Annotated in this window: 10 protein-coding genes and 2 pseudogenes; 7 read left to right on the forward strand and 5 right to left on the reverse strand. The window is 54.9% G+C overall.

Annotation, left to right across the window (positions count from 1 at the left end):
• Window positions 1-69: 69 nt before the first annotated feature.
• Both glgC and L2731_RS10605 read left to right on the forward strand, forming a co-directional pair.
• The gene (glgC, locus tag L2731_RS10600) at window positions 70-1,344 is read left to right on the forward strand and encodes a glucose-1-phosphate adenylyltransferase (protein ID WP_220044626.1); all 1,275 of its coding nucleotides are present in this window, start codon (window positions 70-72) and stop codon (window positions 1,342-1,344) included.
• Entirely contained in the window at window positions 1,337-2,995 is a 1,659-nt protein-coding gene (locus tag L2731_RS10605; protein ID WP_249253053.1) for a glycogen synthase, read from the forward strand. Before glgC ends, L2731_RS10605 begins: the two co-directional genes overlap by 8 nt.
• A gap of 4 nt (window positions 2,996-2,999) precedes the next feature.
• On the opposite strand, the gene L2731_RS10610 is transcribed toward L2731_RS10605, so the two are convergent.
• Window positions 3,000-3,473 carry a LabA-like NYN domain-containing protein gene (locus tag L2731_RS10610; protein ID WP_239849931.1) on the reverse strand — a complete coding sequence of 158 codons (474 nt, stop codon included), beginning with the start codon at window positions 3,471-3,473 and terminating at the stop codon, window positions 3,000-3,002.
• 204 nt (window positions 3,474-3,677) lie between these two features.
• Here L2731_RS10610 and L2731_RS10615 point away from each other — a divergent pair, with 204 nt between their 5' ends.
• Window positions 3,678-5,273, forward strand: coding sequence for a tetratricopeptide repeat-containing sulfotransferase family protein (locus tag L2731_RS10615; RefSeq protein ID WP_249253055.1), 1,596 nt, complete (start codon window positions 3,678-3,680; stop codon window positions 5,271-5,273).
• Window positions 5,274-5,439: 166 nt separating this feature from the next.
• Here L2731_RS10615 and L2731_RS19600 read toward each other — a convergent pair.
• From L2731_RS19600 to L2731_RS10630, 4 genes and pseudogenes are all read right to left on the reverse strand, one after another.
• A pseudogene (locus L2731_RS19600) lies at window positions 5,440-5,520 on the reverse strand (SEC-C metal-binding domain-containing protein); the annotation flags it as partial.
• A gap of 609 nt (window positions 5,521-6,129) precedes the next feature.
• A pseudogene (locus L2731_RS19605) lies at window positions 6,130-6,615 on the reverse strand (aspartyl/asparaginyl beta-hydroxylase domain-containing protein); the annotation flags it as partial.
• Window positions 6,616-6,631: 16 nt separating this feature from the next.
• A complete protein-coding gene (locus tag L2731_RS10625) occupies window positions 6,632-7,765 on the reverse strand; it encodes a sulfotransferase (RefSeq protein WP_239849934.1) in 1,134 nt (377 codons plus the stop codon).
• A 70-nt stretch (window positions 7,766-7,835) separates the two neighbouring features.
• Window positions 7,836-8,339: a GNAT family N-acetyltransferase gene (locus L2731_RS10630; protein ID WP_239849935.1), complete on the reverse strand. Its 504-nt coding sequence runs from the start codon at window positions 8,337-8,339 to the stop codon at window positions 7,836-7,838.
• A 216-nt stretch (window positions 8,340-8,555) separates the two neighbouring features.
• Here L2731_RS10630 and L2731_RS10635 point away from each other — a divergent pair, with 216 nt between their 5' ends.
• From L2731_RS10635 to L2731_RS10650, 4 genes are all read left to right on the forward strand, one after another.
• The gene (locus tag L2731_RS10635) at window positions 8,556-9,797 is read left to right on the forward strand and encodes an efflux RND transporter periplasmic adaptor subunit (protein ID WP_249253059.1); all 1,242 of its coding nucleotides are present in this window, start codon (window positions 8,556-8,558) and stop codon (window positions 9,795-9,797) included.
• Window positions 9,797-12,901: a multidrug efflux RND transporter permease subunit gene (locus L2731_RS10640; RefSeq protein ID WP_249253060.1), complete on the forward strand. Its 3,105-nt coding sequence runs from the start codon at window positions 9,797-9,799 to the stop codon at window positions 12,899-12,901. The genes L2731_RS10635 and L2731_RS10640 overlap by 1 nt, the downstream gene beginning before the upstream one ends.
• 867 nt (window positions 12,902-13,768) lie before the next feature.
• Window positions 13,769-17,386 carry a pilus assembly protein gene (locus L2731_RS10645; RefSeq protein WP_249253061.1) on the forward strand — a complete coding sequence of 1,206 codons (3,618 nt, stop codon included), beginning with the start codon at window positions 13,769-13,771 and terminating at the stop codon, window positions 17,384-17,386.
• Window positions 17,387-17,490: 104 nt separating this feature from the next.
• Complete coding sequence (locus L2731_RS10650) at window positions 17,491-17,802, forward strand: TapY2 family type IVa secretion system protein (RefSeq protein ID WP_249253062.1); 312 nt, start codon at window positions 17,491-17,493, stop codon at window positions 17,800-17,802.
• Window positions 17,803-17,846: the final 44 nt, after the last annotated feature.

Here is a 17,846-nt window from a genome sequence, read left to right on the forward strand (position 1 = left end):
TCGAGCTAAGTCGGGTCGCCGCGGCGCCCAAGCAACTGGTGTGTTTTTTATCTCAAGGAGTGAGTACCTATGCCTAACATGAATCCTAGCCCACGTTATATCAGTAATTTAACCCGAGAAACCTATGCATTAATCTTGGCCGGGGGGCGAGGTTCACGTCTGCATGAATTGACCGATTGGCGCGCCAAGCCATCGCTCTATTTCGGGGGCAAGTTCCGCATCATAGACTTCCCGCTGTCGAACTGCATCAACTCGGGCATTCGCCGCATCGGCGTGGTGACTCAGTACAAGTCGCACTCGCTGATCCGCCACGTGATGCGTGGCTGGGGCCACTTCAAGAAGGAGCTGGGGGAGTCGGTGGAGATCCTGCCCGCCTCTCAGCGTTATTCCGAGAGCTGGTACAAGGGCACGGCCGATGCGGTATTTCAGAATATCGACATCATACGCCACGAGCTGCCCAAGTATGTGATGATCCTCTCTGGCGATCACGTCTACCGCATGGACTATGCGGGCCTGCTGGCCGCCCATGCCGAGTCTGGCGCCGACATGACGGTCTCCTGCCTCGAGGTGCCGGTGGCCGAGGCCGCGGGCGCCTTTGGGGTGGTCGAGGTGGACGAGCGCAACAAGATCTTGGGTTTCGAAGAGAAGCCTGAGCTGCCCAAGCATCTGCCGGAAAATCCCGAGATGTGCCTGGCCTCCATGGGTAACTATGTGTTTAACACTGAGTTCCTGTTCGAACAGCTCAAGAAAGATGCCATGAACGAGAACTCGGATCGCGACTTTGGCAAGGATATCATCCCGTCGATCATCGAGGGGCACGAGGTCTACGCCCACCCGTTCAGAAGTGGCTTCACCGATGAGGAGGCCTACTGGCGCGACGTGGGCACCCTGGACTCCTTCTGGCAGGCTAACATGGAGCTGCTGTCGCCCACGCCGGCGCTGAATCTCTATGATGCCAAGTGGCCCATCTGGACCTTCCAGGAGCAGCTGCCGCCGGCCAAGTTTGTCTTCGATGACGACGAGCGCCGCGGCATGGCGGTGGACTCCATCGTCTCCGGTGGCTGTATCATCTCTGGCTCCACCGTGAGACGCAGCGTGCTGTTTAACGAGGTGCAGGTCTGCTCCTACTCCACGGTGGAAAACTCTGTGGTACTGCCCGATGTGGTGGTGCTGCGTCACTGCCAGATTAAGAATGCCATCTTAGACAGAGGCTGCATCATCCCCGAGGGTACGGTAATTGGCCACGACCATGATCACGACAGGGCACGGGGCTTTAGGGTCTCGGAAGGTGGGATCACCCTGGTGACTCGTGACATGTTGGGGTTACCGGTGGGTTATGAGTAAGACGCAGAAGGAGAGCGCCATGAAGCGCGTGTTGATGGTCGCCGCCGAGAACGGCGCGCTCAAGGGCGCCAAGGTGGGCGGCATGGCCGATGTGATCCGTGACCTGCCGGGCGCCCTCTATCCGCTGGGCGTATGCAGCGATGTGATCATGCCAAGCTATGGTTTTCTGCATCGTCAGCAGGGGGCCGAGCCCCTGGGCGAACTGGTGGTCGACTTCTATGGCCAGCCCCACTGGTTGACCCTCTACCGCGCATCGCATCCCAGTCTGCCTGAGGTAAACCTCTTCTTGTTGGATCACCCGCTGTTCGATCAGGACGGTAAGATCTACACCCCGGGGGCGAGCGATCGCCCTTTCGCCGAGGATGCCAACAAGTTCGCCCTGTTCTGCCTCGGTGTCGCCAAGGCGGTGTTGTCCGGCTTGATGCCAAGGCCGACTCATCTGCATCTGCATGACTGGCATTGCGGCGTGCTGGCGCTGCTGCGCGCCTTTGCCCCCGAGTATGCTGCGCTGCAGGCGATCCCCTGCGTGTTGTCTATCCACAATCTGGCGATTCAGGGGGCGCGGCCCTTAACTCAGGAGCACTCCTCACTGCAGGCCTGGCTGCCGAGTCTGTTTGCCTCGCTTGGCAGTGACGCGCTCAATCAGGTGATCGACCCCAGGTATCCCCAATGTTTTAATCCACTGCGCGCCGCCATAGTGCTGAGCGATCGCGTGCATCTGGTGTCCCCCAGCTATGCCCAGGAGGTGCTGCGTTCCTCATCGCCTGAAAAGGGGTTTATTGGCGGCGAAGGGCTGGAGGTGGACCTTCAGCAGAAGCAGCAAGCGGGCGCGCTGCATGGCATCTTAAACGGCTGCGAGTATCCGAGTAAGTTGAAACGTTCGGGTCAGCTCAGCAAACGTCAGGCGCTGCTCAGGGGCAACACCGACAAGCTGTTGCCGCTCATCGATAGCGCCGAGCGGGCGATACAAGGTTGGCTATGTCAGACGCCTTGGGTGCGCAGCGTCGATCAGCAGGCGCTGATGACCCTTGCCCGGCTGAGGCGTCAGTCGGAGTTTCAGGATGCCCCCAGGCTGCTATTGACCTCTGTGGGACGATTGACGGATCAGAAGATGGCGATCCTCTGCTATCGCGACGAGCAGGGCGTCAGCACCTTGGAGCATCTGCTTAAGACATTGGCTGAGCATGCGCCTAATGGCCTGATGGCTATCTTGGGTAGCGGCGATCAGGCGATAGAGGCGCAGCTTGCACAGCTTGCTGGCAGGTATCAGAACCTGCTGTTTATCAATGGCTTCGACTTGCCACTGTCAGACAGCCTGTACGAGTGCGGTAACCTGTTTATCATGCCCAGCTCCTTCGAGCCCTGCGGCATCAGCCAGATGCTGGCGATGCGGGCCGGTCAGCCCTGCCTGGTGCATGGCGTTGGAGGCCTGAAAGATACGGTAAGCCATGGGGAAGACGGGGTTGTCTTCTATGGCGATAGCCTGGCGGAGCAGGCGGCCGCCTTGCTACAGACCCTAGCGCAGACCCTGCCACTCATAGGTAAGGAGGAGTGGCAGCAGGTTTGTGATAATGCCAGTCAGAAGCGATTTAGCTGGGAGGCTTCGGCGAAGGCCTATTGCCAGCGGCTCTACAAGCTGTCAGCGCATTAGAGCATTAGCGCAGCAGCTCGCCTTCGATGGGGTGAAACTCTGTGGCGGCGTCCATCAACGCCTTGGCGGTGAGCTCAGGTACGCCGTAAACCTGGGTTTCTACGGTATGCTTGCTTGCGATATGCTCGAGCAGCATGGCGAAGTCACCATCCCCAGAGAGTAAGATGACTGCGTCCACCTCGGCGGCCAGCTCCATGATATCTATGGTGATCCCAACGTCCCAGTCTCCCTTGGCGCTACCGTCGCTGCGCTGAATAAAGGGCTTTAGCTTGACCTCGAAGCCGATATGCTTGAGGGCATCCTGAAACTTGATCTGACCGTCATCGCCCCGGTCGATAGCATAGGCAAGCGCCTTCACTATCTCTCCCTGCTCATTGAGCCTCTGCCACAGCGCGTGATAGTTAAACTGACGACCATAGGCCTGGCGGCAGGTGTAATAGATGTTCTGGACATCGACAAAGAGGGCGATTCGTTTCACGCAGATACTTCGAGTTGCTGAGTCATGAGATGACCATAACCTAGCGGCACTAAGAGGGGAAGGGGAAAGAGGAGAAGAGGCTGAGACAAACGGCTTTGTTAACACCTCGTTGCTTTTGTTGGGGCGCGATGTTTAGAATAGGCCTGCAAACCAAGATCACAGTCGCAGTCACTTAAATAATAACGATAACAACAGGAGTATGACTTGAGTCGAGAAGCGCGCTATTTAGAAGAAGCCAGAGCCTTTTATCAGAGTGGAAAATTTTCCTCTGCCGGCATCTATGCCCGTAAGGTGATTCGCAGAGAACCCAGTAATGGTGAGGCGCAGGCGCTATTGGGTCACCTCGCTTTTCGCAGTGGTGAGCATCAAGAAGCCTTGAGCTGCTACCTAAAGGCCCAAGCGGCTGGATTTCAAGATAAAGAACTGCGCCTAAATATGGTGACCCTACATGAGCGCCGCGAGGCCTTCTTCGATGCAGTCAACTTACTCAGGGAGCTGGTTGAAGAGACGTCGCAAGATTTAAGCCTGCAGCTTCGCCTGGGCATAAACGCCAGCCGCACCGGCGATATGGCGACGGCCGAGTCGGCGCTACTTGCTGCATTAGCGGGTGATGAACAGGCGGCGCAGGCAAGCCTGAATCTGGGGCATGTCTACAAGGCCAAGGGGGATACAGATAAAGCCGCAGCCTTCTACCATGATTACATTCGTCTGGCGCCCAGTCAGCAGGCGACCGCCTACTGGAGCCTGGCGGATCTGAAAAACTATCGATTCACCGAGCAAGATGAAGCCGCCCTTAAGGCCAATATCGCCTCTGAGGAGTTCTCTCAGGCGAGCCAGTCTCTGCTTCATTTTGCCCTGAATCGTGTCTATGAGCAGCGCAAACAGGGCGAGTTAGCATTCGATGCGGTGCGTATGGCCAACCAGCTAATGCGGCCACTACGTCCCTTTAAGAGAGAGGCTTTTACCCGCTTGGTCGATAGCCTCAAGTCGGCTGAGGTGAAGCCGCGCGCCGAAGAGACTAGCGGGCATTGGACACCTATCTTTATCGTCGGCATGCCGCGCTCAGGCACCACACTGTGTGAGCAGATCCTGGCAAGCCACAGTCAGGTTGCGGCAACCGATGAGCTGCCCTTCATGGAGCGTCTGGCGCTGAGCCTGGAGATGAAGGGAGGCTATGGCGCCATGTTACCTCAGCTGTCCAGCGAGCAGATAGCTCAGATGCGTCAGCAGTATATCGAGCAGGTGAACCAGTATCTTAAGGCCCAGGGTGAAGCGTCGCCAAGCCTAGTGCCAAGCTTAGTGATTGACAAGAACCCCAATAACTTCATCCATATCGGGCTTATCAAGACGCTGTTTCCCGAGGCCAAGATAATCAACGTGATCCGCGATGCCAGAGACAACGCCATGGGGGTCTATAAGCAGCATTTTAGCCATGGTCACGACTACTCTTACCATCTGGATGATATCTGCCACTACTGGCAGCTATACCTGGAATTGATGAGTCACTGGCAAGCGGCCTATGGTGATAGCCTATATCATCTTTGTTTCGAAGAGCTGGTGAAGGCGCCGGACGAGGAGATCCCCGCCATGCTGGACTATGTCGGCCTGGCATTCGAGCCTGGCTGTCTTAAGTTTTATGAGTCAAAGCGCAGCGTGCTGACCCCCAGTGCCAGCCAGGTGAGAAGACCGATGAACCCTAAGGCGATAGGCCAGAGTGAAGCCTATGCGGCCTTTATTCCCAATGCCTATCGCACCTTGAGCGAGATTGCCGACAAGGCCCATAAGACCTTCTTGAGTTGATGGGGTGTTAGCCAAGCTTGTTGACCTAAAAGGTGACTATATAAATGGTGATTAGGTAAAAGGGCGACACAAGTGTGTCGCCCTTTTCTTTGTCTGAAGCAGATTGCTGACTGTAATTGGCCTCAGCTTTTGGCCCTAGCTGTTGAAGATAGTATTGGCCATAGTGTTAGTTAAGCTGGCCGTGACACTGCTTATACTTTTTGCCTGAGCCGCAGGGGCAAGGGCTGTTACGAGTCAGTCCTGCACCTGGCTGTGAACCTGTTTTTGCTTCGCCCGATGGTTCTGGTTCCGCCTCGCTCACTGTTGTGGCAACGGCGCTTGGCGGTATCGACGCCCTTTGCGTAGTCTTTTGCGTAGCCCCTTGCGGCGCGGCATTGTTTACCTGGGCCAATTCCGGGCTCATGGCCGGGCCCATGATCAGGTGAACCAGCACCTTCATCGCCGATGTCTGGCTGTCTACCATTACCTGATTCTCCAGCGGGGCAGCCTGTGCCAGCGTCTGTTGTCTCAGCCTATGGTAGGCGTCCCAACCTGTCTTATCGTCTCCAAACTGTGACCAGATAGCCTGCCAGTCCAGTGCAAAGTCATTGAGTAATTTGATAAAGCGCTCACTTGCCTGGGGGGCGTTATCCGGTGCGGCTTGGATCTGCGAGCCTAGCTCTTGAGTCAGCAGACGCACCTCGCTGGGGGGCATCACCAGAGGAAAGTTTACCTTCTCTGTGATGATCTCTGGCTGACTACCTGGGATGAAACTCAGGTGCTTGGACTTAAAGCTTGGGTCATCTAACTGGCCGTAGGGCAGCGAGGCTTCGTCGATCATCTGCCAGAAACGACTCGAGCCCATGGTGTCGATAACCAGATGAACCCGCATCTTGTCACTCTTGTTCACCACCTTGTGGTATTTCCAGGAGTCGAAGATCCAGCATTCTCCCTCGCCCATGTGTACCTGCTTATCGTCGCAGTGAAACTGCACCGCGTCGTCTGTGACGATGGGGATATGGATACGCACCCGGTTGTGCCAATGGTAGTTGATGTCGCTGTGCAAAGGCACCTCGCAGCCGGGGGCCAGACGCATCAAACGAGAGCGGCCAATTACCTCACCGAAGGAGGCGATAACCTGCTGAAGATAGGGGCTCTGCAGCAGTGCCGGAGTGGGACTCATGGGGCCCTTAAACTCGTTGTTAAAGCTGCCGCCGACCGAGATGAGGGCGATGGCCGAATTGCCTTTAAAGCTTTCATGATGGGCGCGCCAGTCTTCCTCGGTGAAGGCCGACAGCTCCTGTTGCAGGCGCTCGACATCAAAGCTTAGGGGCAGACGGTAGAACTCTTTTGCTAACTTCATAATCTCTCTTTTATCCCTATTGCAGTTTGCCGTGACAGGCCTTGTATCTCAGCCCAGAGCCACAGGGGCAAGGGGCATTGCGGGCGGTATTGGGGTAGCTAGTGCTGGAAGCGCCTGGATTAGAAGCGCCCGGATTTGAAAAGCCTGAATTGGAAAAGCGTGTGCTCGCCCCGTGAGCCGCGCGCTCGCCTGGTGTCCCCTGCTTCGCTGTTGACTCCAACGACGGTGTGGTATCGGGCTCAGTATCTGCCGCACTCAGAGGTGGCGAGGGTAATTCTGTGGCAAAGGGGGAGAGGCCTCTAGCTATCAGCCTCTGATTTATTTTGTCGAGACAGGCTTGTGTTTGGGGCCAGATGGCGTTTATGGCCGCATAGTTGGCCAGCCATTTATCGGCCTTAGGAGCCGAGACAGTGTAGCGGGAGTGAGGCAGTTTGCCATCGCATCGCTCTGCCAGCGAGGCATCCAGAGGGAGCTGGCAGAAGTCGACTATCTTCTGGGTGGTTCCCTTAGGATCGGCAACCAAGTCATGATAGCTCACCAGGTGCCAGCGATCCTGGGGCAGTTTATCCAGTGAGGCCATGATATGGTCATTTGCCTGACACCATTGAAAACAGGCGACCTGCTCTAGGGGTTTTCCTCTTAATGCCTGCCAGCCTGGCGGCAACAAGAGTGACCAGTCGCCGCCCCAGCCGGGTAGCCCCGGGTAGGTGCGAAAACGGCCGCTGCGCCAGGCCTGCATTATGCTGGCAATATTTTCCTTGGGATCCCTGACCAGATAGATGAAGTGCGCATCGGGAAAAAGTTTATTGAGAAAATCGATACGCAGGCTGTTCTTGGGGGTCTTCTCCAGAAAGCGGATCGGCCCGAGTTTGTCTTGATAGGGCGCTCCTTGGTGGTCTCGTAGCGCCGCTTCAAAGTCAGCCTTGAGCTGCTGGTCGATGTCGGCACCCCAGTCGCTAATGTCCAGTGCGTTGGAGGCAAAACCCTTGGCGGTGATATTGAGCTGTCTATGTTTCTCTATGACGGCATGGCTCTCACCGCCTATGGTCCAGAGAGATTCGCTATGGCTTAAGAGTTCAAATAATAGGGTGCTGCCGGATCGCGGCGCCGAGATGATAATAATGGGTCTATCGAAACAGGATTGATGCAACAGCGCCACCTTCTGTAGGGTGTTTGGATATTGTTATGGTGGCTTTACTTTAATGTTATTGCAGAAAAACTCAAGTGGACGATTCTTCCTGGTAGTGCATCAAAACGAGCTGTTTGCCTTGAGTCTGGTAGCGCCTTTGCAGCTGCAGCAGCTCGCTGGGAGGGTTATTGGGTAACATGAAGCCCAGGCCGTGGTAGAAAGCAGTGAGTTCGGCTTCGCAAAACAGGAAACTGGGCGCCGCGCCAAGTGTCGGTGCCAACGCCTGCATCAGGCTTGTACCCAGGCCTTGTCCCCTTAAATGTGGATGAACTAACAGGCCTGTCAGCAGGTGATAGGGACCTATTGGGCGAATGCGCGCCGCGGCGGCTATCTGTCTGTCTTCTAAAAGTAGGCTCTTTCGCTCTTGCCTTGTTTGATGCTCTATCGTCTGCGTTTTACTTGCCTGTTCGGTCAGCTCACCGAAGTAGACGACGCAGAGGGCTTCTTTCTTGGCGATCCTGGCGTGAGGCATGAACGCCTTGTAGAAGGTAAATGCCTGTGCACGGCTGTCGTTATCTAGCCAGTCGAGTTTCATGCTTGCTTGTCTTTTCCCAATTTACGCTGCTTGTGATTCATCAGCCGAAAGTTAGCGTGCTCGCTATCTGTCATGCTTGGCCGACATACCTGTTTGCACTCTTGTTAATCAATGAGTATGACGCTTTGCGCAGCTTTACATTGCTTTACCCTCTAAGCCACGGCGCCATTTTACAATAGGGGCACTCGAAAAGCCCATGGATAAGATACCGTCCCAATGGATAAGAAATACCTGTTTATTCCTCTTGGCCTGCTAGTCCTGGCCGTGCTGTTCACCTTTGCCCTCGCCGACAAGCAGGCTGAGGAGCAGTCGTCACAAGCGACTAATACCAAAGCGACTAATACCACAGCAGCAAGCACCAAAGGCGCTAATGCCACAGCAGTTAATGCCAGGGCCGTTAATACCAGCGCCCTTAATACCAGAGCCCTTAATATCAGAGCCGTGCCTATCGCCAGTGCCAGGGTAGAGGCCCACCAGGTGGCGCAGCACCTGTCGTTAGTGGGTAAGCTGGCCGCTAATCACTCGGTACAGATCGCCGCCGAGGTGGCGGGTAAGGTGCAGGCGATCAATTTAAGTGATAATCAGGCCGTGGAACAGGGACAGGTATTGGTGCGTCTCGAAGATGCCAAGGCCAAGGCAAACCTGGCCGAGGCCAAGGCCTATCTCAATGACGAGCGGCGCAAGTTAGGCGAATACCAGCGACTCATAGGTAAGCACGCCATCACCCAGACCGAGATAGATGCCCAGTTGGCCAGTGTCGATATCGCCAAGGCCAGGCTAGAGGCTGCACAGGCGGATTTGGATTATCACACGCTTAAGGCGCCCTTCGATGGCGTCGTGGGGCTGGTGGACTTTAGTCTGGGCAAGCTGGTGAGTGTCGGCAGTGAGTTGGTAAGCCTGGACGATCTCTCCAGCATGCGCCTGGATCTGCAGATCCCCGAGCGTTATCTGTCGCAGATCTATATGGGTATGCCTGTGGTGGCCCGCAGCAGTGCCTGGCCTGGCGCCGAGTTTCATGGTCAGGTGGTGGCCATGGCCCCAAGGATCAATCCAGAGACCCTCAATCTCAAGGTGAGGGTGAATTTCGATAACCCGGATCATCGGCTAAGGCCCGGCATGTTGATCTCGGTGCGGCTCAATTTTGACCCCGTGACCCAGGCCGTGGTACCGGTTCAGGCATTGGAGTATTCCGGCACCAAACGTTTCGTCTATGTGGTGGGTAGCGACAATATCGCCCACCGCACTCGGGTGACCCTGGGGGCGCGTATCGACGATCAGGTGCTGATCGATGATGGCTTATCCCTGGGGGACACCATAGTGGTCAAGGGACTGGTGAACATGCGTGATGGCATCAAGGTCGAGGATGTCGAGGCCAGCCAGCTGGCCGACAGCTCGGGCGAGGGACGGCTATCAGAGGCCCAGACGGGCGAAGCTGAACTCACGCGAGGACAGAGCTAATGTTGCTGTCGGATCTGTCGGTAAAACGTCCTGTGGTGGCGATCGTCCTAAGCCTGTTGCTGTGTGTGTTTGGTCTGGTGAGTTTTTCCAAGCTGGCGGTGCGTGAGATGCCGGACGTGGAGAGCCCTGTGGTCACTGTGATGACAACCTACAGCGGCGCCTCGGCCAGCATCATGGAGAGTCAAATTACCACTGTGCTCGAGGATGAGCTGACGGGAATAAGCGGCATAGATGAGATCACCTCAGTGACCCGCAACGGCATGTCGCGCATCACCATCAGCTTCGATCTCGACTGGAACCTGACCGAGGGGGTGAGCGATGTTCGCGATGCCGTGGCCAGGGCACAGCGCCGCCTGCCCGACGAGGCGGACGAGCCGATCGTCTCTAAAGACAATGGTTCGGGCGAGCCCTCTGTCTACATTAACCTTAGCTCCAGCACCATGGACAGGACTCAGCTGACCGATTATGCCCAGCGGGTGTTGGAAGACAGGTTTAGCCTGATAACCGGGGTCAGCTCGGTCAATATCTCCGGCGGCCTCTACAAGGTGATGTATGTGCAGCTGGATCCCAAGTTGATGGCCGGGCGTGGGGTAACCACCACAGATATTACCGATGCGCTGCGCAGCGAGAATGTGGAGAGCCCGGGCGGTGAGGTGCGCAACGACACGACTGTGATGACGGTGCGCACCGCCAGACTCTACCTGCACCCTGAAGACTTCGATTACCTGGTGGTGCGAACCGCCAGCGACGGCAGCCCCATCTATCTTAAGGATGTGGCGCGGGTGTTTATCGGCGCCGAGAATGAAAACTCCACCTTCAAGAGTGACGGCGTGCCTAACCTCAGCCTGGGGATCGTGGCACAGTCCGATGCTAACCCGCTACAGGTGGCGCAGCGGGTGCATCAGGAGGTGGACAAGTTGCAGAAGTTTCTGCCCGAGGGGACACAGCTGTCGGTGGACTATGATTCGACCGTGTTTATCGACCAGTCGATCGGCGAGGTGTACAATACCCTCTATATCACCGGCGCCCTTGTGGTGCTGGTGCTCTACCTGTTTATTGGTCAGGCGAGGGCGACGCTGATCCCGGCGGTGACAGTGCCGGTTTCCTTGATCTCGGCCTTCATCGCCGCCAACTACCTCGGCTACTCCATCAACCTGCTCACCCTGATGGCGCTCATCCTGGCCATCGGTCTGGTGGTGGATGATGCCATCGTGGTCGTTGAGAACATCTTTCACCATATCGAGCGGGGGGAACCTGCGATTCTGGCGGCCTATAAGGGGGCCAGAGAGGTGGGGTTTGCCGTGGTGGCGACCACCGCCGTGTTGGTGATGGTGTTTCTGCCAATCTCATTCATGGACGGCATGGTGGGACGTCTCTTTACCGAGTTTGCCGTGATGCTCGCCATGGCGGTGATCTTCTCATCGGTGATCGCGCTCACCCTGACCCCAGTGCTCGGTAGCAAGTTACTCAAGCGTAAGCATGAGCCTAATGCCCTTAACCGTCTGATGGACGCAGGATTCTCAAGGCTGGAGGCCGTCTATCGCCGCTGCCTGGCCTGGGCGGTGCGTTATCGCCTGGGGGCGCCTGTGGTGATCATCGCCTGTGTTTTTGGCAGTGGTCTATTGATGAAGCAGGTACCGGCGCAGCTGGCCCCTCAGGAAGACAGGGGGGTGATCTTCGCCTTCGTGAAGGGCGCCGAGGGCACCAGCTATAACCGGATGACGGCTAACATGGATATCGTCGAGCAGCGACTGATGCCACTGCTGAGCCAGGGAGTGATCAAATCCTTCAGCGTTCAGGCGCCGGCATTCGGCGGACGCGCCGGCGATCAAACCGGCTTTGTGATCATGCAGCTAGAGGATTGGCAGGCCCGTGATATCAACGCGCAACAGGCATTGGGCATAGTGGCTAAGGCGCTTAAGGGGATCCCGGATGTGATGGTGCGGCCCATGCTACCCGGCTTTAGGGGGCAGTCTAGTGAGCCGGTGCAATTTGTGTTGGGGGGCAGCGACTATGATGAGCTGTTTAAGTGGGCCAGCGAGCTTAAGGCGATTGCCGATGCTTCGCCCATGGTGACCGGCGCCGACCTTGACTATGCCGAAACCACGCCTGAGCTGGTGGTGAGTGTGGACAGGCAGCGCGCCGCTGAGCTGGGGATCAGCGGCGCCCAGGTCTCTCAGACGCTGGAGGTGATGCTTGGGGGTCGCAGCGAGACTAGTTTCATTGAGCGTGGCGAAGAGTACGACGTGTATCTGAGGGGAAAGGAGGAGAGCTTCAACAGCATGGCGGATCTGAGTCAGATCTATATGCGCGCCGCTAACGGCGAACTGATCACCTTAGATGCCATTACCCGTATCGAGGAGGTGGCCTCGGCGCACAAGCTGAGTCATACCAATAAGCAGAAGTCGATCACCCTCAAGGCCAATCTTGGAGAGGGCTACACCTTAGGTGAGGCGCTGGATTTTCTCGATGCCAAGGCGATTGAGATCTTGCCCGGCGATATCAGTATCGGCTACACGGGTGAGTCCAAGGATTTTAAGGAAAACCAGAGTAGCGTCATGCTGGTCTTTGCCCTGGCGTTGCTGGTGGCCTACCTGGTGCTGGCGGCGCAATTCGAGAGTTTTATCAACCCTCTGGTGGTGATGTTGACTGTACCCATGGGGATCTTCGGTGGCTTCATGGGTCTCTATCTGATGGGCGTCGGGCTCAACATCTACAGCCAGATAGGGATGATCATGTTGATCGGCATGGTGACCAAGAATGGCATCCTGATCGTCGAATTTGCCAACCAGCTCAGGGATAGGGGGGCCTCACTGGAGTGTGCGATATTAGACGCCTCGGCGCGCCGCCTGCGCCCGATCCTGATGACGGCCTTTACTACCTTGGTGGGGGCCGTGCCCCTGATTTTATCGAGCGGCGCCGGTTCCGAGAGCCGAATCGCCGTGGGCACTGTGGTGTTCTTCGGCATGGCATTTGCGACCCTGGTGACCCTACTGGTGATCCCCGCCATGTATCGGTTGATCTCCGGTCGTACCCGATCGCCCGGCTTTGTAGCCGAACAGTTAGAGCATGCTATCGCCAAACAGCAGGCGACAGGCGCCTAAATCATCCGCCAGCCTTGTCCGTGAAGACGAGGCTGGCGCGGCTGATGGGGTGGCGGGTCAAACCGTGGCTAAACGGAGGTTAGATATTACTAACTTCCCCTAAATTCAGATAATAAGTGCACCACTCTACAATCAATTGGGCATCTCTTATTCAGCAGCGTCGATTGAACGCTATACAGGTTTAAAAGAGAGTTGCTTAAGAGGAGGGTAAATCTTTGCCAATAGCATCGAATGATGACCTATTTAGGTCATATAGGTTTTATTAGATTTATTTCATATTTTGCGATGAGTAAATATTGTCATTAAGTTGAAAAATTTGCATCTTAAATAAAAGGTGAATATTTTTTGCGCCATATAGACTAAATATTCACTCAACGAGCCTGGATGACGCGGGTGTCATTTATACGACGCTCATCTTCATCTGGTTTGGCGCAGATAACTTGTTAGGTTAACGCCAGTATTTTTGTGAAAAATTCCTTTTATTCAATGTATTAGTTATTAGTTGATTTTTTACTTTAGTCTGGTGCCGTGTTTTTATTAAACTGGTCATTCCAGTGTCAATAAAATAGCATTTCTGTTATCCGAGTCTCTTATTCATTCGAAATTCGACGATCCTCCTGTTTGCATGATTCAATTTGGTTAAAAATGTTGCATTTTGTATCAATGGGGTGTTAAATCCGCTTTCTGTCGCACTTTTGTCTCATCCTAACTGGCTGAATTCATGCTTACGGCTAGTGTTTTTCTGCCTGAAAGTCTGCATTTGGTTGATAGCCTCTAGCTATAGCGGATTTAGGTAATGAGCCATGGAAGTGGGATAAGGGGTCATTTAAAAAATTAAAAAGAATTTGAAGTAATAGGTTTAGTGAAATGGATATTTTGCGCGCTGGTCAGTCTGCTCTGGCAAATATCATCATGCTGCGAAAGGGAGAGCTTGTTAAACCCCTTGTCGCGCTGTTGACTGCCATCATGAGTCTTCTCTCGGCCTCTTCTTGGGCCGATGATACCGAGTTGTATGTCTATGAGGCGAGTGCCCGAACGGGCGCCAGGCCGCAGATCCTGATCATCTTCGATAACTCTGGCAGTATGAGTACCACAGTCTATGACGTGGATAAGCCTTATACGCCGGGCGCCGGTGGTGTTTCCCGTTACAATAACGGCAAGAAAGGGATGCTCTATTATGTGAAGGGCGATCAGGGTAAGAATAAGTTGCCCAATCCCGATGACCCTAACGAACGCCGCAAATTTTCGGGTGACATCAACAGCTGCGCGAGTTCCTGGGAATTTCTTAACGAGTATGGTGTATTTACCGGTTTCTTTCGCAAGTATACCTATAGTGGCGCCAACGGTGCCTGGCGTGAGTTTGGCGACAACAACGGCCTGAATGCCAAGGCGGTGGATTGTTACGAAGACATTCAAGAAGGCAATTATCTCAACGCCAAGGGACTCATGTCTGGCTTGCCTGTCGATAGTCAAGGCTCACCCATCACGCCCATCATGTATAACAATGTCACCAGTAGTTCGAGCGACAGCATTAAGAAGACGGCCAAGGAGCAGGCGCAGCTTACTGGCTTTGGTACCGGGCGGGTGCTCACCGTGTATACCGAGGATTACCTTCGCTGGCATCATAATGCAAATAAGAAACAAGAAGATAAGACTCGCTTAGCCTTAGCTAAAGATGCGATTAAGAACGTCGTCCTAACCACCCCTGGGGTGGACTTTGGCCTGGCGATCTTTAACATGAATGGTCCGGACGATACCCTGGATAATGGTCGTAACGGCGGCCGAATCATCAAGGCGATTCAGACCCTATCTCCAGGGCAAAAAAAGACTTTGCTTGAAGGGGTTAAAGATATTGAGTATGGCTGGAATACCCCCCTGTGTGAAACCCTCTACGAGGCCTACCGTTATTTTGCCGGCGCGCCTGTGCTCTTTGGCGATGATGACAAAAATTATACCTATAAATCATGGGGTCGATGGGTAACTTATAAAGCCAATAAAAATGACGGTTTAGATCAAGGTGCACTCAATAAGACAAATAAGAAGCTCTATCAATCGCCCTTTAAAAAGTGTCAGAACAACGCCTATATCGTCTTCATCACAGATGGTGAACCGACGCTGGACAGCGCCGCCGATAAAGCGGTAAATGATTTGACAGGCGGCGTCGACAAACACAGCACCAGCTACATGAGCGCGCTGTCGAGTTGGATGTATCGCAAAGACGTGAACCCTAACCTGGATGGGGAGCAACATGTGATCACCCACACCATTGGCTTCAGTGAGGGCGCGAAGAAGGCCGAAGATCTGCTCAAGAAGGTGGCGAGCAAAGGGGGCGGAAGCTATTTCGATGCCACCGACGCGACTAAGCTACAGGGCTCGATTCAACAGGCGGTGAACGAGGTATTGGCGAACAGTGCCAGCTTCACCTCTCCCTCTGTGGCCAGTAACAACTTTAACCGCACCCAGACCTTCAACTATGCCTATTACTCCATGTTCCTGCCCGACAGGGGGCCGCGCTGGACAGGCAATATCAAGAAGTTCAGAGTCGACTCTGAAGGCAAGGTATTAGATGCTGAGGGTAAGTTAGCCATAGGTGGTGACGGCAACATCAAGGACGATGCTTGTTCCTACTGGACGCCCAAGAACCTCTGTGGAGATGGTAACGATGTACGCAAGGGCGGCGTGCTGTCGGCCATGCAGGGTGCCGATAGCCGAACCCTGTATAGCAATCTGGGGGGCGGCATGGACAAGCTGAGCCTATCGGCGGCAGCCAGCAAGGCAGGCGGCAAGGAGAAGCTGGCCAATTTCATGGGGGTGGATAAGAGTCAGCTCGACGGACTCTTCGACTGGGCCAAGGGGCTGGATGTCGACAACGAGAAGAACCAGTCTAGCATTGCCAATCCCGCCAAGAATTGGCGTAGCGATATCATGGGCGATGCCCTGCACTCTAAACCTTTGGCATTGAACTTCGGCAGTAAGTCCAGCCCGGATATCCGTATCTTGGTGGGCACCAACCATGGCTTCATGCATATGTTCAAGGATGACACCACTGCCAATGAGGTGAGTGAGAGCTGGGCCTTCATGCCCTATGAACTGCTGCCTAATATCCAAACACTTAGAAACAATGTGCCTACGGGCGTGCACTCCGTCTACGGTATCGACGGCTCTCCCGTGGCCTATGTGAAAAATGGCGCCTCGGGTGTAGAAAAAGCCTGGCTCTACTTCGGCATGCGTCGTGGTGGTGACAGCTACTATGCCCTGGATATCAGTGATCCTGATTCACCAACCTTCAAGTGGCGTATCGATGCCAGCTCATCAGGCCTGAGTGAGATGGGGCAGTCTTGGTCGACGCCTGTGGTGACCACGATTCGCAGCGCCAGTGGCACCGACAAGCCTGTACTCATCTTCGGCGCCGGTTACTCGCCGGCAGGTAAAGATAGTAAGAATGTCGGCACCGCGGACAATAAGGGACGCGGCGTATTCATCATCGATGCCGACACCGGCAAACTCATCCATCAGTTTGGCGTTGGTGGCGGCACTGCATTGCCAGGGATACAGGACAGCATTCCCAGCAGTGTGGCGGTGATCGATGCCGACGGTGATGGCAATACCGACCGCATCTATGCCGTCGATACTGGCGGTAGTGTCTGGCGCATGGACATGCCTAGGGCGGATAAGGCCAGCTGGTCGGCCTTTAAGTTTGCCGACTTGGGTGGCAGGTCGTTAGCGCAGAATCGTCGTTTCTATTCCGGTCCTGTAGTGGCCCAGACCATGTTTAACAGTCAGTCTGTGGTGGACCATACGGTCAACGGCAAGACCACAAGGGTGACCACCAGTCAGAATGTGCCTTATGATGCCGTGGTGGTGGGTAGCGGCCACAGGGCGGCGCCGTCGGATACTTCCCGGGAGGATATATTCTTTGCCTTGCAAGACAGAAACGTGGTTAGCCAGACCTTTGGCGGTACGGGCAGGCCAAAGCCACCCGCGCCTTTGACCATTAGCGATCTTTACGAAACCTCTGAGTCAAAATCGAAAAATACGCCAGACAAGATTGCTATCAGCAAGAAACGTGGTTTGTATTATAAACTGCCTAAGAAAGGTGAGAAGAGTCTATCGCGAGCCGCCATCATCAACGGGGTGGTTTACTTTACCACGTTCGCGCCGGGTAGCGCGGCGTCTAATAACCAATGTCTCACTTCGGGTATGGGATTCTTGAGACAATTTGGCCTGCACTTTGGCGAGAGTACCTATAAGTCGACCGCACTCGAAGCGGGCAACTTGGTGCTAGACACGCCTCAGCTGGTGATCCCCGCCGACAACAAGGGAGGCCTGAATAAGGGGGGTGATGCCTATATGTATCTTATCGGCATAGGCAATGCCGCCGAGAAGATGGAGAAGGTTAACCCCGATAACGATTGCCCCGCCGGGGATAATCGCTGCGTCGGTGGTGGAATGCGCGCCAAAAAGCTCTACTACTATAGCGAGTAGTTGATGCCGTTGGTGAGTAAGGGATGCAGCTCGAGTAGGCGATGCTGTTCGACCAAGAGATGCCGAGGCGTGAGATGATAAAGAGAATGATTGAGAGAATTAGCGTGAATAAATTAACTTTGCTGGCGTTAGTTACTGGTTGTGTGATGGCCGGACCACTGAAGGCGGAGCCCCGTGAAGACTACAAGTGCTTCATCGACACCAATAAGGGGCAGGTGCTGGTGCGTTTCTCCTGGCAGCCCAGCAAGGCGTCAAAGTATAAGAAGCAGCTCCTTGGCAGTGAGTTGCCCGCCTTGCCCCACACAGACGGTAAACCCATGCTGGTGAAACGTGTCTATGAGTGTGTCAAAAAAGAGGATGCATTTAGCACCAGCCAGGGACGCATGCTAGAGCATAACTGGCCCATGGAAGGCTAAATGCTATCGAATCCTTATCAAGAGGCCGGGTGATCACCCGGCCT

Origin of the sequence: Shewanella aquimarina, from assembly GCF_023349185.1 — a bacterium.
Lineage (GTDB): Bacteria > Pseudomonadota > Gammaproteobacteria > Enterobacterales > Shewanellaceae > Shewanella > Shewanella aquimarina.